Here is a 20,346-nt window from a genome sequence, read left to right as displayed (position 1 = left end):
GGTAGTCCAGTCATGGTATCCGATCTCCTTGGCGCGAACGATGCCTTGGCGATCGATCAGGACCGAGACGGGAAGCCCGATGACGTGGAACTTACGAGTAACCTTCATATCGGGGTCGAGCAGAATGGGGAAGGTCAGGCGAAGCTCTTTTACGAAGTCGCGAATCTCTTGCTTGGCGTCGGATTCGATGTTGACTGCAAGAATCTCGAATCCTCTCTCCTTATACTCGGAATAGATCTGCTGCATCGTCGGCATCTCTAATCGACAAGGGGGGCACCAGGAAGCCCAGAAGTTGATCAGCACAACCTTCTTACCGCGCAACTCCGAGAGGCGAATCGTGTTTCCCTCAAGCGTCTTCAGCGTAAAGTCGGGCGCGATGTGGTCCTCGTCGGGCCGTATGTCAGCCGCCCAAAGGCTGTTCTCCGGCGTTCCACCTATGACGAGCCCGATAATGATACCGATAATCGCGATCTGTGACAGGAATTGGCAGAGATGGCGTCTCATATACTGTTCCTTCTCCGTACATTGATCAGCAAGTCTCCCGCCTGCGTCATTGCGAGAGAGCGCAGCGACCGAAGCAATCTCACCGTTTTTCGCAGCGGCAAGTAGAGAGGGATTGCCGCGCTGCCGTTGGTCGCTCGCAATGTCGAGAGACTCTTGCCGATCTTCAGGCTATCGGAAAAACCGCCGCAGGTCAAATCGAGATAGACCCGCCCTTCCTGTTCTGTGTCTCCAACTCGATTGGGGTTTACTTCACTGCGATCTTCCCTCGATGTACCAGCGCTTGAGAGCCTACGTAGGCCGTATAAGAAGACGCCAGGATGCGGGAACGTCAGGCTTGAGGGATCTGGTGAATAAACGAGTGTTTTTGGCACAGGAGGCGAGGCCTAGTCGATGAACGGCCGGGTCAGGGATGGGCAGGTTGTTGGAGCGGTGGTCCGATCTTGGTCTTGCGATGCTTGAGAGTCGGAAGAGCCTTGATCTGTTTTCCGGCTTTCTGTTCGGCGAGGCGTAGCTCATAGAGGCCCTGAAGGTTCAGCCAGAATTGCGCGCTGGTTCCGAAGAAATGCGCGAGACGCAGGGCGGTATCCCCCGTAATAGCGCGCTGGCTGTTGAGTATTTCGGTGATGCGGTTGGTCGGGACGCTGAGGTGGCGCGCAAGCTCGGCGGCGCTCATGTTGAGCGCTGTCAGTTCCTCGGCGAGATGCTCACCGGGATGGATGGGGATGGCGGGCATTTTCAAAGCCTCCCAACGGGGACGGCGAGGTCCTCGCGGTCCTGTTCGTCCTTCCCCTTCCAGACTAATTGCGGATCGAGGGACGGGTCGCGCGGATAGAGCATGGTCTTGGGCGCGAGCTCTTCGTCGGCCACAAAGTCGCGCAACTCCTCGGTGGGGATGTTGGCGCGCTTGTCCTTATGCTTGATGGATTCGACTTGGGTTATCGCCTTTTTGTTTCGTACCATGATGTACCTCTCAGCGAACAATGAGGAGCGCTGCTAAGGGAATGGTGACGATGCGGGGATCCGGCACGGCCGGCGTATCGCCTTGAGTGATCAACAAGCCAAACGGCGCATTGTGGACAGCCTTTTCCAGAAAGGCGCGCAGGCCGATAGTATCGCGCAGGGGGTCAATAACGCGACGGTACTTGACCTCAACGGGTATGCGACGCTCGCCGATGGTGAGCACGAAGTCCACCTCGGGCTCGCCTCCCCGCTCCGGCAGGTGGGCCACCGACAAACCGGTAAGCGAGGCAAAGAAATATCCAACCGTGCTCTCGGCAATACGACCGGCCAAATCAAAAAGATGCGGCGAGCGGTCCAGCGCCTCGGGGTCAAGCGGGATGACCTCTTGCAGCCAAGCGGCGCGGATTGCATGGTCGCACAGACACAATTTGCTGTAGCCGCGTCGCTTTTTGAGCCGTATTTCCAGCGGCTCTATGGCGCGTAACAGCAGGCTGCCGTCAAGGAAATCAAGGTAATGGCGGATGCGCTGGGAGCCGATGTTGGCGTTCAGGGCGCGCTGCGCTTCCCGTGCGAGTAATGCAGGATTGGGGCTCTGCCCAATGTAACGGCAGCCCATGCGAAACACTTCTTCGAGAAGGAGCCGGTCCCGCTTGCGTCCACGTTCGCCAACACGCAGATCGTGCTCGATCACGCGGCGCACGACCGTCTCGTTCAATTGAGCAGCGATGTCTTCCCATGAGATACCTGCGCGTGCCTGCGCCAGCGGATAGGCACCGCGCTCGGAAAACGCGGCAAACGCGAGTCTCAATGCTCCCGATTGACGCTCGGCATGGACAGTCAGCTCACGCCAGAATTCCGGTCGCAGCCAGTCTTGCCAACCATTATCTTCTTGCAACGGATTGAGGTTGCCAAGGCTGCGCAGTGCCGCAATTTCATTCAAACGCAGCGGGCCGACTTCCAGCGAATGAATGCGGCCGGCCAGACTGTCCCGCCCCATTTCGATTCGCAGAGCCGAACTACCCGTCACCATCACCCGCACGGTTGAGTTATCAACCAGCGACTTCAGTTGAACATCCCACGCTTCCAGGTTCTGCACTTCGTCGAAAAACAGGAAGACCGGTTCCTGCCGATGCGCACTCTCATTGAGAGTGGCGCGGAGTACGGTTTTCTCGAACCAGTCCACGATACGCAGAATGGGCTCCCCAAACTTTGCATGGACCAACGACGGCAGGTCGTCGAACTGAACCCGCAGTATCCGTTGCGGCACCACGCCTTGCTCCAGCAGCGACTTGATCAGTTGGAGCTGTAAGGTCGTCTTGCCTATCTGGCGCGGTCCACGGATGACAATGATCGGCGCGATGGGATGATCGAGGCGTTCTCGTAACTTGTTGTAGGGCCAGCGACAAAACATCGGGAGGACGGGCGGCGGTTGATTCTGCCACCAGGGATTCTGGCGATCGAGATCACGGATCAACTCATCCGGCAATCTCAGTTCAGGGAGCAGCATTTCTGTCATCTTTGCGCCCATTCTGCAAACCCCCGTTCGGCCTTCGACATGCTCAGGGCGAACGAAACATGTAAAAACGCGTTGGATGCGCTACGCTCGGGTGTTCTTCCCGTTGGTGTTTGCCGTGGTTATGGGCCTATTGCTAATGGTTTGAGTGCCAAGGGGCGACAGCGCTAACACTTCGCCATCAGGTCGTCGATGTTCCTGGCCTGGATGAACGCTGTAGGGCTTTCGCCGACGGCCAAGGCCTTGAAGTGAGCCTTGCCGCACTCGATCTTGGCGCTTTCCTTATCGCGCAGGTCGTCAGTGAAGAGGCTGCTCTTGGTTTCTACCACGAAGTAGAGGCGCTCCGCACCATCCTTCTCAACCAACACGGCCCAATCCGGGTTGTAGGTTCCCAACGGCGTCGGGACTGTGAACCAGCCGGGGAGCTTGGCATAGACCTTGACGGCTTCGTTCTTCTCCAGTTGTTCGGCAAATGTGCGTTCGACACCGGACGAATCGTACACGACGCTCTCATAAACGGATTTGGTCGCGACCAGCATGTTCTTGAGGTAGCCCGTCAGCTCCTCCTGCTCAAAGAGTTCTTGAGCGTAATAATACTCGTCGCCGATGCGTTGATAGCGGATGCCATCCACGAGGGCCAGGCGCTTGGTGCGGTTGATCGACTCGGTCGCCAACTCAATGAACTGTTGCGGGTTTCGCTTGAAGTCATCGAGGCGGCCGCTGTCGGTCAAGATGCGCACGAGACTGCGCCGAGTAAGCTGGGTCTTGTCCTGAAGATCGGTCAGCAGGTCTGGCAGCTCGATGTCGGTTTCTTCGATGATGATCGGCGCGGCGACGGTCGTTTCCTCCGATGAGACGCCACCCCGCCCGATGGCGAGGTCGGCCTTGCGAATCTGCACGCGGGTCTTAGTGATGGGCGGGCATTCGCAGATGGCCCTGGCGCACTCCGCGACCAGCTTCTCGTTATCGAACTGTACGCGGTACGTGGTCTTGTGCTTGATGCGGTTCCAGAGCGCCTGGAACTCCTCGCTGTGCAGCACTGCCTGTCGGGTCTTGATCGGCCTGCGCTCGTCGGCGTTCTTGATGTCCAGTTTCCCGGCGAGCTTGCGGAGGATTTCCTTTACCTGCGGGAGCTGGGCCTGGAACGGCTCCGGGAGTTGCAGCGTGTCATCCTTGAGCGCCTTTCTCAACCGGTCCTGCACCTTGCCCTTCGCATCTACGTAACCCGCGTCCTTCAGATGCGTCCAGATGGCTTCCGACCGGGGCACGCCCATGGCCGTGGTCCGCCCGGCGTCGTCCGTCACCGGGATGGCGGCAAACTGATCCTTTTCCACAATGCCGAAGCAGATGCCGGTGTCGGCCTCGATCTCCTTCTGGAGGTTCTCGGCGAACTGCTCGTACCCTTCGGTGGCAATGACGGTGAGGGTGTTGACGTCGAAGCCCCGCAGGCGTTCGCCCTGCTGGTTCACGCACAGGCGCAGGCCGCGGCCGATCGTCTGGCGGCGCTCGCGCTCGGTGCCCATCTCGCGGATAGCGCAAATCTGGAACACGTTCGGGTTGTCCCAGCCCTCGCGCAGGGCGGAGTGGGAAAAGATGAACTTCAGCTTTGTGTCAAGGTCCAGCAGTTTTTCCTTATCCCTCATAATGAGGTTGTAGGCGCGCTCGGCGTTGTCGCGATTGCCCTGGTTGTTCTCGGCGGTGTCCGTCCACGTCCCCTTCTTGTCGACGGAGAAATAGCCGTCGTGGACTTCCGTCGCGTCGGACTGCACATCCACCTCGTTGAAGAGGGTGCGGTACTTCGGTTTGGCGGCGGCCTTGCGGTATTCCTCCTCGAACATCAGCGCATACTTGCCCTTCACCTGAGCCCCGTCTGCAGTGTAGCCACGGTAGTGCGCGACGACATCGATGAAGAACAGGCTCAGCACCTTGATACCCTGCGACCGCAGACGTAGTTCCTTGTCCAGATGCTCCTCGATGGTGCGGCGGATCATGATCCGCGTGAGCGGGTCACCGTCCACGCCGCCGATGGCCTGACCCGGATGCAGGGGTTTTTCCTGGTTGCTCAGTTCGAGAAACTCTTCGCCGGCTTTGCAGCCGATATTCTGCACCAGGCAGTCGGCATAGACGGCGCGGCCGCTGATCTGCTGGAGATCGTCACCCGGTCTTACGATGACCGTCTCCCGGCTCACTCCAAAGAGGCGTTGCACGTCGAGTTCGACTTTGGCGCTGAAGGCGCCCTTTTTGTTGCTGGTGGAGAGCAGTTTGACGTAGCCCTTATTGTGGCCGCCTTCGACCTCGAGGGACGCCACCTCGATCTGCTTGACCAGCTTGCGCTCGTAGGCGTCCACTGCGTCGAGGCGATAGAGCATGTGGTGCTCGTCGGCGTGGGTGGCGGAGTAGCGCAGCGTGCAGAGCGGGTTCATAGCCCCGAGCGCCTCCTTGCCCCGACCTTCGAGGCCGCCGTCCACGCTCTGCGGCTCGTCCACAATCAGGATCGGCCGGGTGGCCTTGATGAGGTCGATAGGTTTCTCGCCGCCGGTCTTCTCGCTGTCCTTGTAGAGGTTGTTGACGTCCTTCTTATTGATCGCGCCGACCGTCACCACCATGATCTGGATGTGTGGACTGGTGGCGAAGTTACGCACCTGGCCAAGCTTGCTGGAGTCGTAGAGGAAGAACTCGAAGGGCGTGTTGGCGTAGAGGGCGCGAAAGTGCTCTTCGGTGATCTGAAGCGTTTTGTACACGCCCTCCTTGATCGCGACGGATGGGACCACGATGACGAACTTGGTGAAGCCGTAACGCCGGTTCAGCTCGAAGATGGTACGCAGGTAGACGTAGGTCTTGCCCGTGCCGGTCTCCATCTCCACCGTGAAGTCCATGGACGCAAGCGAGGGCGCTGGGGCCAGACCGTGGCGGAGTTGGACGTCGTGGAGGTTTTCCAGCAATTCATCAGGCAGCAGCGCGAGCCGGTTACCGATGCCGAGGTCGTTTTCGAGAAACGACATTTGCTCACTGGCGACGTCCCGTGTGACGGTGAATTCCGTTTGGCAGGTCTCCTGCCCGTGGAAGAGGTCGCAGGCCGCCTCGATGGCCTGAAGCTGGTAGTAGAGGTTCGGCTCAAAGTGCAGCTTCATGGCTCCGCCTACAGACTGCGTACGTTCTCCAGCCCGTGCTGCTGGAGGATGGCGGTGAGATTGGTCTTGGCGACATCGTCGGCAAAGGCGCTGTCGCGGAAAATCACGGTGCTCTCGCCCGCTGGGGCCAGGACCTTGTGCCACTCAACCATGCCGAGAGCCAAAGGCTCAACTTCGTCGCGGGCTATTTGCGGGGCGAGGCAGACGAGGAGGGTGCCCGCACCGATGCTGTGGATAGTCTTGCCGGCGATGGTCTTCTGCTCGATGGGTGTACAGAGATCGATCCCGCGTTTCAGCAGCAGCTCGAAAAGAATGTCCGCCTCGGTGCGGTCGGTCTTGAGGTGCTCGACGGAGGCTTCGAGCGTTTGCGCAAGGTTTTCGCGATCCGGCTCCCACGCCCGGATGTTGCTGGAGTCGAGCTTAAAGACGCGGAAACCTAGATCGCCCGCAAACATCGGGTTTTCTTCTCGAATCTTCTTCCCGGCACGGCGAAGGCGTTCTTTGGTCAGTTCGGCGATATTGCGCGGCTTGCCGAGTTTGTCACAGTAATCGGCTGCAACCTTTTGGTCTGTGTTCTCGGGGTCGAGCGGCTCGGGGAGCTGAACGAGGAAGTAGCGGCGTTTTCCTTGATCGAGTGCATTCTGCGCCATAACTGCATGAGCCGTGGTTGCAGATCCTGCGAAAAAATCAACCACGATACTATCAGTCTCGGTGCCAACAGCAACGAATCTCCTGATTAATTCAAAAGGCTTCGGAAACGGAAAAACTTTCTCGCCGAAAAGTTCCTCTACTTCAGCCGTACCTCGTCTGCTGGATATCTCTTTGTCGATTTGAAGCGAGCGTATAACCTTTCCGGTGTGCCTTGTTTTCTGAACTATTCTAAATTCACTGTCTTCTGTTTTGTAACCAACAATCTCTTTATTTAGTTCTTGACGAGACTTGTCTTTGCTCCATCTCCATACGCGCTGTATCTCGTCTTTCCTTGAAATGACCGGATAAACTTTGACCCATCCACTCTCTTCTTTAAGGCCGATCTCGTAGAAATCATTTTCTATTTTGGAGTCAGGGTTCAAATAGAATGGGTAATATAAGTTGGGCCTTGTTCTTGGATTGAAAGCCACGTTACCGTTGTACAGCGGGTAAATATTAAATGGTCCGATCCCGTCGACATATTTGAACTCTTTTCCGTCTTCGGTCAATTGTTTGGTAGTGGTTACCGCCAAGTCTTTGGCATACAAGAGGGCGTAATCATGCATTTTCGCGATATGGCCATAGTCGATAGCGCTCGGCGATGAATTAATCACAAACTGGCCGATAAAATTATCTTCCCCAAAAAGTTCATCGCAAACTTTTCGAAGGTTGTGGGCCTCGTTGTCATCAATGCTGATAAAAATCACTCCATCCTCGCAGAGTAGATTTCGGGCGAGCTTGAGGCGGGGGTACATCATATTCAGCCAATTGGTATGGAAGCGACCACTTGCTTCAGTGTTGGTGCTGATCTTCTGCCCACCCTCCACCTGCCCTGTCAGTTCCAGATAGTTCTTGATGTTGTCTCGGTAGTCGTCGGGATAGACGAAGTCCTTGCCGGTATTGTAGGGCTGGTCGATGTAGATGAATTTCACCTTCCCGGCGTAGCTCTTCTGGAGGAGCTTGAGGACTTCGAGATTGTCGCCCTCGATCATGAGGTTGCGGGTAGTCTCCCAGTCCACGCTGTCTTCCGGGCAGGGGCGCAGGGTGCCGGTGGAGGGTGTGAGCGCGATCTGGCGGGCGCGGCGCTTGCCATGCCAGTTGAGGCCGTATTTCTCCTCTCGCTCATCCACCGCGCCGCCTAAGAGCTGCTTCAGTACCTCGAAGTCCACCTTTCCCTCGGTGAAGGCCTCGGGGAACAGCACATTGAGCTGCTCGACGTTCTCCGCGACGAGATCTGGGGATTTGGTATCCATATCTTCGGCTGTGAGTTTTTGCATGGGTCAGATCCTTGAGTATTTAGAAGTTAGGAGTTAGCATTTAGAAGTTAGGAGTTGGAATTGAGGATGGCGGTGCGGTAGCCGTTGAGAAGTCGGCCAACCTCTTCGCTCTGCTCCCATAATACGGTTTTAATGAACTACCTCGCGGCAAGCCGCGGGGTATCGCCTTCTATTCTGGCCCGTCATTCCGTGCTTGACACGGAATCCAGTCGGACCCTCTGGATACCGGCTTTCGCCGGTATGACGAACTCGCGGCAAGCCGCGGGGAATGAACCCTCAGTGGATTCAGGTAACCGAGATCGTGGGCCAAGATCACGTAATAGCGGCACTCCTCAAGTGAACCTTCGGAGATGTTCAAAAACCGTGCTTTGTCCAGGCCAGACTGCTTCCGAAAACCCTCCGCAATGTTTGCCTGGAGCACCACGCGGCAGGCGTCGAGCTTTTCCAGCAGATCACCCAGCTCCGCAAAGGCGAAGAGGGAAAACGCAGGAGAGGCCACGTCGAGCGACGACGGGGGCGCAAGGGTCTGGCGCAGTTCGTCGATCACGCGGTCGCTGCCTGTGTTCTTAATGAGTTTCATGAGGAGACATGCAAGTATTTATCGATCCGACGCAGATTTCGTTGCCGTACTCATCGTACTTCCCTTCCCGGATCAACTCTGTCCGAAGCTGCGAAAGTGGGTGCGGATCTGCCGAGCCGTAAGGTTTGCTGTTGGTACTCATGCGCTGCTGGGTCTCTCTCATTGTGAAGGTATCGCGGAGCCTATCCCGCAAATGCCCGTTCACCCTTCGACACGCTCAGGGCGAACGGTATGGGCATTGAAAAGATTGAGGTGTTTCCGTTCGTGCTGAGCCCGTCGCAATACAACAAGGGGTCTGCAGAATAGACTCGAAACTACACAAAAAACTGCCGCAGGTCAAATCATGATAAACAATTGGCGGGTAGAATGATTGACCTGCGCTGCGCGTCCTCCTACAATAATACCGGGCGTTCGGGAACTCCTCCGTGTCATTACCCTGGGGTGGCCATGGTGTCGGAGCAGTTGAAAGCGATTCCCTATTTTCAGGATCTCGATGCGCGAGCGCTCGAGGGCATCCGGGCCAACGCATTCGAGGTGCGGCTGGAGAAGGGACACATGCTGTTTACGGAGGGGGAGCCGGCTCAGGCGATGTACGTAGTTCGATCCGGCAAGGTGAGGATCTTCAAGCTGTCCCCTGACGGGCGCGAGCAGGTCCTCCGGATTGCGGAGGCCGGCGATTGTTTCAATGAGGTTCCGATCTTCGATGGTGGGCCGAATCCCGCCAACGCGCAGGCGATAGAGCCGGCGGCGCTCTGGGGTATTCGGCGGGAGGGGATGCGGCGCCTGGTTGAGGAGCACCCGGCTATCGCGATCGGCTTTCTGAAGGCGTTCGCGGGGAAGCTCCGCTACTTTACCCGCAAGGTGGAGGACCTGTCATTTCGCAGTGTGACAAGCCGCGTGGCCAAGCACCTGCTGGAGATGGCCGAGGATGACGGCAGAGGCGGCCTGCGCCTCAAGCAACAGTCCACGCAGCAGGAGATGGCGTCTGTTGTCGGGACGGCCCGCGAGATGATCGGCCGGGCCTTCAAGGCTCTGGAAAAGGAAGGCGCCATCACGTTTGATCGCCACGGGGTCGTAATCGTGAGCCGGGCCGCCCTGATCCGCATGCTCTGACCTCGCCCTTGCCCCTTCTGCCGGTTGTGAGACTAAAGTCGCAGACACCCCGGAATCTCTCGCCTATACTACGCTTGACGCTAAGTAAGGAGCCTGCCCTACAAACCCAAGCTCGTGCTTCGACAGGCTCAGCACGAACGGAAAGAAGTCAATGTTTGCAATAATACGTATACCGTTCACCCTGAGCTTGTCGAAGGGTCAATGAGGATCTGTAGGACAGGCTCTAAGCAACCCGAAAAAAGGAGGCAATCGACCTATGACGAACGAGAGCAGTTGCCACGGAGATGCCCAAGGGACGGGTACGCCTATACCCGAGGCACTTCGGAACGTACCCGATAATCGCCGGGTGATCCTGGATGTTCGCGATCAGGTGCGGGCAGGAGAAGAGCCGTTTCAGCGAATCATGCAGACCGTTATGTCGCTCAAAGACGATCAGGTATTTGTCCTCTACAATATCTTTGAGCCGGTCCCACTGTATGGCGTGATGGCGCAGCGGGGTTTTACGCATTGGACACAGAAGCGCGGTCCCGAAGACTGGTGTATCACCTTCTATCGGGCCGGCGCACAGGCCGCGACCGCTCCGGCGCCTGCCGCCGCATCGAGACCGGCACCGCCCGCCGGGAACGCCATCGTCGTGGATGCCCGTGGACTGGAACCGCCACAGCCGATGGCGAAGATTCTGGAGAATCTCCCTCGGATCGCTGCAGGCGGACAGATCCTGGCCATGACCGACCGGCGGCCGATGCTGCTCTATCCGAAGCTTGAGGAGCGAGGCTTCGCCTTCTCCACTGAGGAGACGACGCATGGTTGGTTCGAAACCCGCATCTGGAAATAGCGCGCCCCCGGCCCGGCAGCCGTCCCTCTGGGTGCCGCTGCGCTATTTTGTGACGGCGCAGGCAGCCTTTGTGGGCGCTCTGCTGTGGGCGCCGTGGCAGGTCGACAATCTGCTGGACTTCTACTACCAGGGGCATGGCCTCGCCCTCACCCATTTGCTGACGCTCGGGTGGATTACGATGACGATCATGGGGGCGTCGTTCCAATTGGTTCCGGTCGCTTTGGAGACCACGCTGTGGAGCGAGCGCCTGGCCTGCTGGCAGTATTGGATCATGCTGTCCGGTGTCGCGCTGATGGTGAGCCATTTCTGGATCGGTCATCACCATGGCACGGCCATCGGCGCCGGTCTTGTGCTGATTGCCGTGACGCTCTTCGTGGTCAACATGGGACGCACAATGTGGCAGCTCCCCCGCTGGGACATTATCGGGCGACACGTGGCGGCGGCGCTCCTCTATCTGGCCTCTACCGTGGTGATGGGGAATCTTATGGCGCTCGACAAGATGTTCGACTTCCTGGGAGGTCAGGTCTTGCACACGATCCACGCCCACGCCCACCTGGCCGGTATCGGCTGGGTCACGATGATGATCTTCGGGGCGAGCTACAAGCTGATTCCTATGTTCAGCCTGAGTGAGTTTCGCAATGAGCGTCCGGCCTACTGGGAGTTCCGGCTGCTCAATGTCGGTCTCGCGGGCCTGTACGTAACGCTGCTGCTGCACAGTTCGTGGACTGCGCTGTTCGCCCTCCTGATCGCCGTAGCGGTGGGTCTGTTCCTCTGGACGATGCGTGAGGTTCTGCGGACGCGCAAGCGCCCGCGACTGGACTGGGGGCTGCGGCATTCCTTAAGCGCCATGGTCACGCTGGTCATACTCACACTACTCGGGCTTTGGCTGAGTACCGGTTGGGTTGTGAGCGACGAGTTTGCCGCCCGGCTGGCCTTTGGCTATGGGGTGCTGGCGCTTCTGGGCTGGATTTCCGTGACGATTATCGGTATGATGTACAAGATTATCCCATTCCTGGTCTGGCACCACCGTTACAGCGACCTTGTAGGGCTTCGGCCGGTTCCGGCCGCCACCCAGCTACTTGGCGAGTCAATGCCTCGGATAGAGTATTGGCTGCTCCATGCGGGCATCGTGACGACCGTGGCCGGAGTGATCTTTGCGTCCGGGCTGCTGCTCCAGGTGGGGACCCTCGTGTTGGCCCTGGCGGGTCTCACGTTTGCCGTTGCCGTCTGTCGGATCTACCGTCACCTGGTTCCCCGGCTGACGCCCCTTCCCGAGGCGCAGACCGTAGGAGCATAGGATCCACAGTCGATCGGCGGAGCGATGCAGGAAGTACAGGTACATGAAAAGGAGGCATGATGGCAGAACCGGGAACATCACCCATAACTGAAGAGCAGATCTATAACACGCTCCGGAAGCTCATCGACCCGGAGTTAGGAGTGAATATCGTCGATCTGGGCCTCGTCTACGATGTGCAGATCCAAGGGGGCCAGATCGGCATCCGCATGACCCTCACCACGCGCGGCTGCCCTATGCACGCGAGCTTCGTCCAGGCGGTTGACCGCGCCCTCCGGGAGATACCCGGTGTCACTGGCGTCACCGTCGAGATCGTATGGGAACCTGCCTGGAATCCGGACATGATCTCGCCTGAGGGCAGGCGAGCTCTAGCCGGCGGCGGACGAGGAGGTCCCGCATGGTAACGCCTCAGTTAACGGAAGATATGGTGATCTCGGCGCTTCGCCAGGTCAAGTACCCGGGGATGAGCCGCGACCTTGTCTCTTTTGGCATAATAAAGAATGCGCGGGTGGAGGGGTCCACCGTCTACCTCGATCTCCAGGTCCCGACGGAGGACGCTGAGGTGATCGCCAAGGTAGAGGCGTCGGTCCGTGAGGCGCTCGGCCGCGTGCCCGGGATCGGTGAGATGCGGATTCAGGCCGCCCCGCGCCCCGCGCCTCAGGATTCCGCTCCCGGACCGGCTCCGCTTCCCGGGGTGCGGCGTATCATCGCCGTCGCGTCCGGTAAAGGCGGTGTGGGTAAGAGCACCGTATCCGTCAATCTGGCCCTGGCGCTGGCGCAGTCGGGGGCTGCGGTCGGTCTTCTGGATGCCGATATCTATGGCCCGAATGTTCCCCGGATGCTGGGCGAGCTTGGCCGTCCCAAGGCGCATGAAGGCAAGATTGTTCCGTTGACACGGCACGGCCTGAGGGTGATATCGGTCGGATACCTGCTGGGTGAGCAGTCGCCGATCATCTGGCGTGGACCCTTGGTGGCCCAGGCCCTGAAGCAACTGCTGCACGAGGTGCATTGGGGCGAACTGGACTACCTGATCGTCGATCTTCCACCGGGGACGGGGGATACCCAGTTGACCCTCGTTCAGGCGGTGCCGTTGACCGGCGGAGTCATCGTGACGACCCCTTCCGCTGTGGCCTTGATGGATGCCGAGAGAGGCCTGCGGATGTTTCGTGAGGCCCGCGTCCCGATTCTGGGGATTGTGGAAAATATGAGCTATTTTATCTGTCCCCACTGCCAGGGAGAAACCGATATCTTCAGCCGGGGCGGTGGACGCAAGGTGAGTGAAGCGCTTGGGGTCCCATTCCTGGGGGAGATCCCCCTCAATCCAGCGATCCGCGAGGGCGGGGATACCGGCGCCCCTGTTGTCGTGGCGATGCCGGAGTCCTCTGAGGCGCAGGTCTTCCGCAATGTCGCGGACAAGGTACGCCTGGCGACCGAGGCTGCCGCGGAGGCGATGCCTCAGATGATCATCCGCTAACAACCAACAACCCTGTATCTGTCGAAGGAGGAAGTCTCTATGCCAGCGAATTATGCAGCAACCGTGGATGCCCGCGTCCTGCCGATCCCGCAGAAACACCCGACCATCTTCCGCGTCTTCGACGGGCTGGCGGTCGGGGATACGATGCTCCTGGTCAACGACCATGATCCCAAGCCGCTCTACTATACATTCGCCGCCGAGCGCACCGGACAGTTCGAATGGCGCTATCTGGAGGCCGGTCCCGAGGTATGGCAGGTCGCGATCAGCCGGGTTGCCGCCGCCGCAGGCGAGCAGCCGCCCGCCGAAGGAATGGGATGCGGCATGCACCACGAGCACCACGAGCACCACGAGCACCACGAACATCATGAACACCACGGACACGAGCATGCCCACACCGGTTCGCCGACCCAGATCCTCAAGGACGAACATACCCTGATCCTTCAGGCGTTGGATGCGCTGGAGCGAAAGCTCATTGCAATGGAGGGCGGCGCTGCCCCGGATCGAGCCTATTTCGAAAAGGCGATCAAGTTTATCCGAACCTTTGCCGATCAGTGTCATCACGGCAAAGAGGAGGATCTGTTGTTCAAGACGATGGTGAATCGCGGCTTTCCGTTGCAGGGCGGACCAATCGCGGTTATGCTGTCGGAGCATGAGGCCGGGCGCACCTATGTCCGTGATATGGCTGATGCCGCGGCGGCAATCGGAACCGATCCGGCTGCGGCGCAGAAGATTATTCGGAACGGGCGCGCCTATATTCAGATGCTGCGACCCCACATCGATAAAGAGAACATGATCCTGTATGCCATGGCGGACAATATGTTGAGCGCAGACGACCAGGCGCGCCTGGGAGAAGCATTCGAGCGCTTCGAGAATGAAAAGATCGGCGCGGACGTCCACAATTCCATGCTGGCATTGCTGGAGGAGTTGAAGGGCGGCGGTCATTCATGTTTGCACGGCTAGGCGAGCGAATGTAGCTGCCGTTGCATTGCGGCTATAGCATCTTTTGTGATTTGTACTGGCGGTTGGGGCAGGTCAAGATGCCCCAACCGCCTTTGCATATTTCAGGAAGCGTCATTGCGGGAAGTGAAGCGACGAAGCAATCTCCCGGCCTTAACTATCGGCGTCGCCAAAGGATGTTGGCTCAGCCCTCGATCCGGAACTCTTTGATGATTCGGTACTTCTGCATTTTGTAGGCGAGCTGTCGCGGCGTAATGCCCAGGCGAGCGGCGGCTCTCGTCTGGACACCGCCGTTTTCCTTCAGCGCCCGCATGACCAACTCCCGTTCAAGCTGGCGGAGTCCCTTCCAATTATCCAGCGTATGAAGGTGTTGCGTCTGTTCCTGGCGGAGCCACTTGGCATGCTCGATCAAAGACGCCATGATCGTCAGCACCTGAAGATCCGCCTCCACTAAGGCGCGCATGTTATGCAATAGCCGCTCAACGGCCAGGAAATGAGCTGCGAGGCGCGGCGCCTTGACGAACGCCCGGGACAGCACGCCAATGTATAGCGCCGCGGCTCGGCAGATCCATTTCCATGTTAGGCGGTGCCGCTCGCACGGCGGCGCCACAAGCGCCCGTATGCCGCCGCGTTGAGGATCAGAACCAGCATCCCGAGAGCCAACTGCACCGGCCTGGTCAGGTTCTTCGGGTAGAGGACTGGCAGCAGATAGTGCTCGATGAAACTGCCCGCGTACCCCGCCTGGCCACCCAGTTGGCGGAACCGATTCTCAAGGGGGGTAAGTGGGCAGATCCACCCGGCGAACTCGATGAGCGCGCCCCAGAGCGCGCAGGGGAGTTGAATCCACACTAACCGTGGCCAACGCAGCACCAAGAGGGCGCCCAGGACGACAAACCCAACAAAGGCAAGATGCAGGAATACCAGAAGGTTTGCGATCAGCAGGTACGGCATCTCTGGTTCACTCCTGGCCTGCGAGCCTCAAGCGGCAACCGTCTAGCGAGGCTGTAGAAAAACCCCGAAAAGGCATCGTTCGAGACCTCAGCAAATTGCACCTAGACTCTGCAGCGAAAGCACCACAACTCGAAAGAGTCCGACATCCCCGCAGAGGAACCCGCGGTTGAGCTCGATCCACGCCATTGGCAGCCCGTGAAGGGCCTGTCTATTCTTGAGCCAAAGATCGTCTTTGCCCTCCACGCAGCATCTTGAGTCCTTCGAACCAAGCGATACTCACTACTCCCGCAGCAAGACAGATCGCCATGTCAATCGGGTGGAGCTTCGCGAAACGGAAGAGGTTGCGCAGTGAAGGAACGTACAGTATTACTGCGAGAAAAACCAATGCGCCTCCGACCACCCACCGTAAGGCGGTATTTGGCGAGCGCGACGTGACCGCAATTGTATGCGACCATGATCGGTTTGTCATGATCAGACCAAGGTTGGCAATGATGAGGGTGGTAAACGTCAGCGCACGAGCGTCCAATTCGCCTTGGCCACGATAGAGGGCGATGCTGAAGACGGCCAGAAGGATGAACAGTACACTCACACCTTGCAATAGGCTCAAACCCAACATTTGCCTTCTAAACAACGGTTCGTGCGGCTTGCGAGGTGGGCGGGTCATCACGTCGGTTTCTTCTGGCTCCCGCTCGAATACGATGGAGCAGACTGGGTCAATAATCAAGTGCAAGAAGGCGATGTGAACGGGTAACAGGACGAGCGGCCACCTAAAAAGTACCGGAATGAGCGACATGCCGGCGATTGGGACGTGAATGGCCAGCAGATAGGCCATTGCCTTCTTGAGATTGTCGAAAATCCGGCGGCCCAGTTTGATGGCTTGTATAATGGAGGAGAAGTCGTCAGTGAGCAGCACCAACGCCGAGGCCTCGCGTGCCACGTCGGTCCCTCGTTCGCCCATAGCGATACCGATGTGCGCCGCTTTCAAGGCTGGCGCGTCATTCACGCCGTCACCGGTCATAGCCACGATTTCATGGTTGGCCTTCAAGGCCTTGACCAGACGCAGTTTTTGCTCGGGTAAAACCCGGGCAAAGATATTGACTGTCTTGATGCGTCTTTGCAGCTCTGCGTCATCCATTGCGTCCAGTGCTGGACCGGTGATGCATTCATCCATCGGTGTCAGACCAATTTGCCGCGCAATGCTCTGGGCGGTAGTCGGATAGTCGCCGGTGATCATCACTACCCGTATCCCGGCGGTGTAACATTCTTTGAGCGCTGCAGGCACGCCTGGACGTACCGGATCGGCGAAGCCTATCAGTCCCAGGAATTCAAACTCGAAATCATGCTGCTTCCCCGGCAGGGGTGGCTGCTTGAAGGCTGCTTTGGCCACGCCGAGGACCCGCAGACCTTCGCTTGCCATAGAGTGTACATATCCGGCGAGAGCCTCCACGTGTTCCTCATCCAAATGGCACAGATCAGCCATGGCTTCTGGCGCGCCTTTGGCAGCGATAACGGATTCGTCCCCGCGAGGCGATCTCCAGACGTGGGAGAGCGCCAGCAAGTCTTGGGATAAGGGATATTCGCGCTCGAGCGTCCAATCGTCGTGGAGGTGTTCGGTCTTGGATAAGTAACGATCACCCAGTTGTGTTAAAGCCTTTTCCATCGGATCCCAAGAACCCTTCTGGCTGGCCAGAATACTGAACTCTACGAGTTCGTGAAAGGTTTCAGGCAACGGTTCCTGCTGATGCTCGGTGATATCGTACCACTCTCTTTTAGCGAAAATCTTGTCGACTAACATCCGATTGAGAGTGAGCGTTCCTGTCTTATCTACGCATAAGACCGTGGCTGAACCCAGGGTCTCGACCGCCGGCATGCGGCGTGTGAGGACCTGGCGTTGCGAAATACGCCAGGCGCCCAAAGCCAGGAAAATCGTCAGGACCACGGGAAATTCATTCGGTAAAATGGCCATGGCCAAGGTAACGCCGGCCAAGAGCCCATTGAGCCAATTGCCTCTTGTGAGGCCATAGGCGATCACGACCAGGGTGGAAAGCGATAAACCCAGCATGGCAACATTGCGAACCAGCCGTCCGGTTTCTCTTTGCAGCAAGGTCTTTTCTGGTTTCACCCTTTGTAATGCTTTGCCGACCTTACCGATTTCGGTGTGGACGCCAATGGCGAGCACTTGGGCAACGCCCTGCCCTTGAACGGCTAATGTCCCGGAGTACACGAAAGGCAGGTCGTCTCCTCCAGGACGACCCATTTCAAAAATACCGTCCCTGGCGACCTTGCGCACCGGCACGGGTTCCCCGGTTAGCAGGGACTCATCGACCAAGAGGCTGGCGCACCGCACGAGCACGGCGTCGGCTGGAACCCGATCGCCTTCTGTCAGAACCAGAACGTCGCCACGGACGACATCACGGCCGGCAATACGTTTCTGTTCACCGTCTCGAATGACCAGCGCGCGGGGGCTGGAGAGGTCCCTCAGGGCTTCGAGCGCGCGTTCTGTCTTCTGTTCCTGAAACAGGGTGATTCCCGTGATAAAGAGGACGAATCCAAGCAGCATCAGTGCCTCTTGTAGATCGCCCAATACGAGATAGATCGCCCCACAAGCGACGAGAAGCAGGAACATCGGTTCGCGTACAACGTCACATGCAATAGAGAAGATGCTGCGTGGCTTCGAGGAGGGGAGTTCGTTATGCCCTTCCTCCTTCAGCCTTGTCGCCGCTTCTGCTTCACAAAGCCCTGTGAGGGGAGAAATGTCCCTCTCTCTTGCCATCGTGTCGTCTCCTGTGGAAAGACCCCGGTGTCGAGCCAATTACCGTACCTTCAGGCGAGATCTTGACTCCGAAGGCTCCTGGAGCACCAGTACCTGAGCCTGTGCCGTCTGCTTGGTATACTTCCGTAACCCGCCGGGCTGGACTACGGCTTGCGAGAGGAGCAGACCACCGCACACAAAGAGACCACACACCCCACTATCGAGTCAAGCTCAACAGGCGAGGACGCATCTCACCCCACGGGCGGGCGGTGCGTCAAGAGAGATAGAGCGGTCAGCTTTCGATGCGGAACTCTTTGATGATCCGGAACTTCTGCATTTTGTAGGCGAGCTGTCGCGGCGTAATGCCCAGGCGAGCGGCGGCTCTCGCCTGGACACCGCCGTTTTCCTTCAGCGCCCGCATGACCAGCTCCCGTTCAAGCTCACCAAGTACCTGCTCGAGATCGATCTGGTCGCTCAGGATCTTGGCCGCTTCAAAGAGGGCGCTGAACCCGATTGTTCTTGGGTCGTGGCTCCCCTTTTCTTCGTGAAAGGTCATGTTTGCCATGTTATTCAAGATCGGTGCCAGCGCGAGGCGCTAGCACCTCCTTTCCTTAGAAGCCATAGGCGTTCTCTTCGTGCTGGCTCAGATCGAGACCGATCTGTTCCTCTTCACTACTGATTCGCAAACCGATCAACGTGTCAACGAGCTTCAGCAGGATCACCGTGCCCACGAACGCCAGGAGCATACAGGCCAGTACGGCGATGATCTGTACCACGAACTGATGGGGATTGCCGAAGAACAGCCCATCGGCGCCGTCAGGATTAATCGCCTTGGACGCGAACAGACCGGTGGCCAGCGCGCCCCAGGTCCCACCGACGCCGTGGACCCCCACGACGTCCAGCGAGTCGTCGTAACCCAGCCGCGCCTTGAGTATGCAGGCGGAGAAGCACAGAATCCCTCCGCCGGCCCCGATGACGATCGCCGGCATCGGACCGACGAAGCCGGACGCCGGGGTGATGGCGACGAGCCCGGCGACGGCGCCGCTGGCCGCTCCCAGAACAGTTGGTTTGCCCCTGGAGCTCCATTCAGCAAACATCCAGGCCAGCGCCGCCGCTGCCGTCGCGAGATGAGTGACGACAAAGGCATTAGTGGCCAGCCTGTTGGCGGCGGTAGCGCTCCCGGCGTTAAAGCCGAACCAGCCAAACCAGAGCAAGGCCGCGCCGGTGACGGTCATCGTGAGGTTATGGGGCGGCATCGGTTCCCCGGGATGGCCGCGTCGTCGCCCTACGATCAGGGCAGCAGCCAGGGCCGAGATGCCGGAGCTGATGTGGACCGCCGTGCCGCCGGCAAAGTCGAGCGCGCCCATCGTGCGCAGCCATCCGCCCATCCCCCAGACCCAGTGCGCGAGCGGATCGTAAATCAACGTCGCCCACAATAGGGTAAAGAGCAGGAACGCGCTGAACTTCATCCGCTCAGCCACGGCGCCCATGATGAGGGCCGGGGTGATGACCGCAAACATCATCTGGTAAATCATATAGGCTTGGTGTGGGATGGTCGCCGCATAGTCGGGGTTGGGATCCAGCCCTACGCCGCGAAGTCCCACCCAGGCGAGGCTCCCGATGATCCCGCCCATATCGGGGCCGAAGGCCAGGGAGTAGCCCCACAGCGCCCACTGCACGCTGATTAAGGCCAGGATGATGAAGCTCTGCATGATCGTTCCCAACGCGTTCTTACGACGGACCAAGCCTGCATAAAACAGGGCGAGACCAGGCGCGGTCATCAGCAACACCAATGCCGATGAGGTGAGCATCCATGCCGTATCTCCCGAGTCGATCTTCGGCGCCGGTGGCGGAGGCGATTCGGGGGCCTGCACTGAAGAAGGAGCTTCTGGGGGAGGCGCCTGTTGAGCGAGGATTACTGATGGGGTGTGTAGTAGTACACCTCCCATAACCAGCAAGATCATGACAGTCATCATGAGGCGATTTGGCATGGTTGCTCCTTAGCTCGATGTGGAAGAACGAGAGGAATCAACAAGAGTGTAGGAGGCGACATTATTGTCGTTAACTCCGAACGTGCGGAGTAAGCAGTTTGCGTGCCAATGCCATATTGTCTTTTGCTTCGGTGCGAACGCTCGAAAGACTCGAAAAATTCACTCACGGGGCTTCGATCGATCGCAAGAGGATTTCGATGACCCCTTATCCACTCGTTTACGTGACTATGAAATAGGCAGATGAAAATCCTTCTGCTCATAATGTAGGCGCAGCGACCTTTGCTTATAAGTTGCAAGTCAAGATGGTCGATTGTTGCCTTTTTC

At 58.4% G+C, this 20,346-nt stretch carries 17 protein-coding genes and 1 pseudogene; 6 read left to right on the top strand and 12 right to left on the bottom strand.

Going from position 1 to position 20,346, the window contains the following annotated elements; all coding sequences use genetic code 11:
• The 7 genes and pseudogenes from KGL31_03405 to KGL31_03375 form a co-directional block, all read right to left on the bottom strand.
• A partial coding sequence (locus KGL31_03405) for a TlpA family protein disulfide reductase (protein MDE2320953.1) occupies nucleotides 1-504 on the bottom strand: 504 nt, incomplete at its 3' end.
• A 403-nt stretch (nucleotides 505-907) separates the two neighbouring features.
• Entirely contained in the window at nucleotides 908-1,237 is a 330-nt protein-coding gene (locus KGL31_03400; GenBank protein MDE2320952.1) for a HigA family addiction module antidote protein, read from the bottom strand.
• 14 nt (nucleotides 1,238-1,251) lie between these two features.
• Nucleotides 1,252-1,464 (bottom strand): annotated as a pseudogene (locus tag KGL31_03395) (hypothetical protein).
• A 10-nt stretch (nucleotides 1,465-1,474) separates the two neighbouring features.
• Nucleotides 1,475-2,992, bottom strand: a complete 1,518-nt coding sequence (locus KGL31_03390) for an ATP-binding protein (protein MDE2320951.1) — start codon at nucleotides 2,990-2,992, stop codon at nucleotides 1,475-1,477.
• A 152-nt stretch (nucleotides 2,993-3,144) separates the two neighbouring features.
• A complete protein-coding gene (locus KGL31_03385; GenBank protein MDE2320950.1) occupies nucleotides 3,145-6,108 on the bottom strand; it encodes a DEAD/DEAH box helicase family protein in 2,964 nt (987 codons plus the stop codon).
• 8 nt (nucleotides 6,109-6,116) lie between these two features.
• Nucleotides 6,117-8,075 (bottom strand): site-specific DNA-methyltransferase, encoded by a 1,959-nt coding sequence (locus KGL31_03380; GenBank protein MDE2320949.1) that lies wholly within the window; start codon nucleotides 8,073-8,075, stop codon nucleotides 6,117-6,119.
• Nucleotides 8,076-8,244: 169 nt separating this feature from the next.
• Nucleotides 8,245-8,655: a four helix bundle protein gene (locus KGL31_03375; GenBank protein MDE2320948.1), complete on the bottom strand. Its 411-nt coding sequence runs from the start codon at nucleotides 8,653-8,655 to the stop codon at nucleotides 8,245-8,247.
• Nucleotides 8,656-9,021: 366 nt separating this feature from the next.
• On the opposite strand from KGL31_03375, the gene KGL31_03370 reads away from it, so the two are divergent.
• The 6 genes from KGL31_03370 (at nucleotide 9,022) to KGL31_03345 (ending at nucleotide 14,331) form a co-directional block, all read left to right on the top strand.
• The gene (locus tag KGL31_03370; protein ID MDE2320947.1) at nucleotides 9,022-9,768 is read left to right on the top strand and encodes a Crp/Fnr family transcriptional regulator; all 747 of its coding nucleotides are present in this window, start codon (nucleotides 9,022-9,024) and stop codon (nucleotides 9,766-9,768) included.
• 256 nt (nucleotides 9,769-10,024) lie between these two features.
• A complete protein-coding gene (locus tag KGL31_03365) occupies nucleotides 10,025-10,603 on the top strand; it encodes a DUF2249 domain-containing protein (protein ID MDE2320946.1) in 579 nt (192 codons plus the stop codon).
• Nucleotides 10,572-11,900: a hypothetical protein gene (locus KGL31_03360; GenBank protein MDE2320945.1), complete on the top strand. Its 1,329-nt coding sequence runs from the start codon at nucleotides 10,572-10,574 to the stop codon at nucleotides 11,898-11,900. Before KGL31_03365 ends, KGL31_03360 begins: the two co-directional genes overlap by 32 nt.
• A 59-nt stretch (nucleotides 11,901-11,959) precedes the next feature.
• Nucleotides 11,960-12,301: a metal-sulfur cluster assembly factor gene (locus KGL31_03355; GenBank protein ID MDE2320944.1), complete on the top strand. Its 342-nt coding sequence runs from the start codon at nucleotides 11,960-11,962 to the stop codon at nucleotides 12,299-12,301.
• Nucleotides 12,295-13,371, top strand: a complete 1,077-nt coding sequence (locus KGL31_03350) for an Mrp/NBP35 family ATP-binding protein (GenBank protein ID MDE2320943.1) — start codon at nucleotides 12,295-12,297, stop codon at nucleotides 13,369-13,371. Before KGL31_03355 ends, KGL31_03350 begins: the two co-directional genes overlap by 7 nt.
• A gap of 39 nt (nucleotides 13,372-13,410) precedes the next feature.
• Complete coding sequence (locus KGL31_03345) at nucleotides 13,411-14,331, top strand: DUF2249 domain-containing protein (GenBank protein ID MDE2320942.1); 921 nt, start codon at nucleotides 13,411-13,413, stop codon at nucleotides 14,329-14,331.
• A gap of 181 nt (nucleotides 14,332-14,512) precedes the next feature.
• Here the strand turns inward: KGL31_03345 and KGL31_03340 are convergent, their stop codons facing one another.
• The 5 genes from KGL31_03340 to KGL31_03320 form a co-directional block, all read right to left on the bottom strand.
• A complete protein-coding gene (locus KGL31_03340) occupies nucleotides 14,513-14,866 on the bottom strand; it encodes a hypothetical protein (GenBank protein ID MDE2320941.1) in 354 nt (117 codons plus the stop codon).
• A gap of 41 nt (nucleotides 14,867-14,907) precedes the next feature.
• Nucleotides 14,908-15,279 (bottom strand): DUF2784 domain-containing protein, encoded by a 372-nt coding sequence (locus KGL31_03335; protein MDE2320940.1) that lies wholly within the window; start codon nucleotides 15,277-15,279, stop codon nucleotides 14,908-14,910.
• 208 nt (nucleotides 15,280-15,487) lie between these two features.
• A complete protein-coding gene (locus KGL31_03330; protein ID MDE2320939.1) occupies nucleotides 15,488-18,052 on the bottom strand; it encodes a cation-translocating P-type ATPase in 2,565 nt (854 codons plus the stop codon).
• Between the two features lie 271 nt (nucleotides 18,053-18,323).
• Complete coding sequence (locus KGL31_03325; GenBank protein MDE2320938.1) at nucleotides 18,324-18,587, bottom strand: helix-turn-helix domain-containing protein; 264 nt, start codon at nucleotides 18,585-18,587, stop codon at nucleotides 18,324-18,326.
• A gap of 55 nt (nucleotides 18,588-18,642) precedes the next feature.
• The gene (locus KGL31_03320; GenBank protein ID MDE2320937.1) at nucleotides 18,643-19,866 is read right to left on the bottom strand and encodes an ammonium transporter; all 1,224 of its coding nucleotides are present in this window, start codon (nucleotides 19,864-19,866) and stop codon (nucleotides 18,643-18,645) included.
• Nucleotides 19,867-20,346: the final 480 nt, after the last annotated feature.

This window comes from Candidatus Methylomirabilota bacterium (assembly GCA_028870115.1).
In the GTDB taxonomy this organism is placed as follows: Bacteria; Methylomirabilota; Methylomirabilia; order Methylomirabilales; family Methylomirabilaceae; genus Methylomirabilis.
Note: the sequence above shows the minus strand (reverse complement) of the source record. Positions and strands in the feature narration are given on the sequence as shown.

Coding starts and splice junctions, on each gene's coding strand:
- KGL31_03330 (MDE2320939.1), bottom strand. CDS start 18,052: ATGGCAAGAGAGAGGGACATTTCTCCCCTCACAGGGCTTTGTGAAGCA.
- KGL31_03370 (MDE2320947.1), top strand. CDS start 9,022: ATGATTGACCTGCGCTGCGCGTCCTCCTACAATAATACCGGGCGTTCG.
- KGL31_03365 (MDE2320946.1), top strand. CDS start 10,025: ATGACGAACGAGAGCAGTTGCCACGGAGATGCCCAAGGGACGGGTACG.
- KGL31_03375 (MDE2320948.1), bottom strand. CDS start 8,655: ATGAAACTCATTAAGAACACAGGCAGCGACCGCGTGATCGACGAACTG.
- KGL31_03335 (MDE2320940.1), bottom strand. CDS start 15,279: ATGCCGTACCTGCTGATCGCAAACCTTCTGGTATTCCTGCATCTTGCC.
- KGL31_03400 (MDE2320952.1), bottom strand. CDS start 1,237: ATGCCCGCCATCCCCATCCATCCCGGTGAGCATCTCGCCGAGGAACTG.
- KGL31_03380 (MDE2320949.1), bottom strand. CDS start 8,075: ATGCAAAAACTCACAGCCGAAGATATGGATACCAAATCCCCAGATCTC.
- KGL31_03355 (MDE2320944.1), top strand. CDS start 11,960: ATGGCAGAACCGGGAACATCACCCATAACTGAAGAGCAGATCTATAAC.
- KGL31_03390 (MDE2320951.1), bottom strand. CDS start 2,992: ATGGGCGCAAAGATGACAGAAATGCTGCTCCCTGAACTGAGATTGCCG.
- KGL31_03385 (MDE2320950.1), bottom strand. CDS start 6,108: ATGAAGCTGCACTTTGAGCCGAACCTCTACTACCAGCTTCAGGCCATC.
- KGL31_03345 (MDE2320942.1), top strand. CDS start 13,411: ATGCCAGCGAATTATGCAGCAACCGTGGATGCCCGCGTCCTGCCGATC.
- KGL31_03350 (MDE2320943.1), top strand. CDS start 12,295: ATGGTAACGCCTCAGTTAACGGAAGATATGGTGATCTCGGCGCTTCGC.
- KGL31_03360 (MDE2320945.1), top strand. CDS start 10,572: ATGGTTGGTTCGAAACCCGCATCTGGAAATAGCGCGCCCCCGGCCCGG.
- KGL31_03325 (MDE2320938.1), bottom strand. CDS start 18,587: ATGACCTTTCACGAAGAAAAGGGGAGCCACGACCCAAGAACAATCGGG.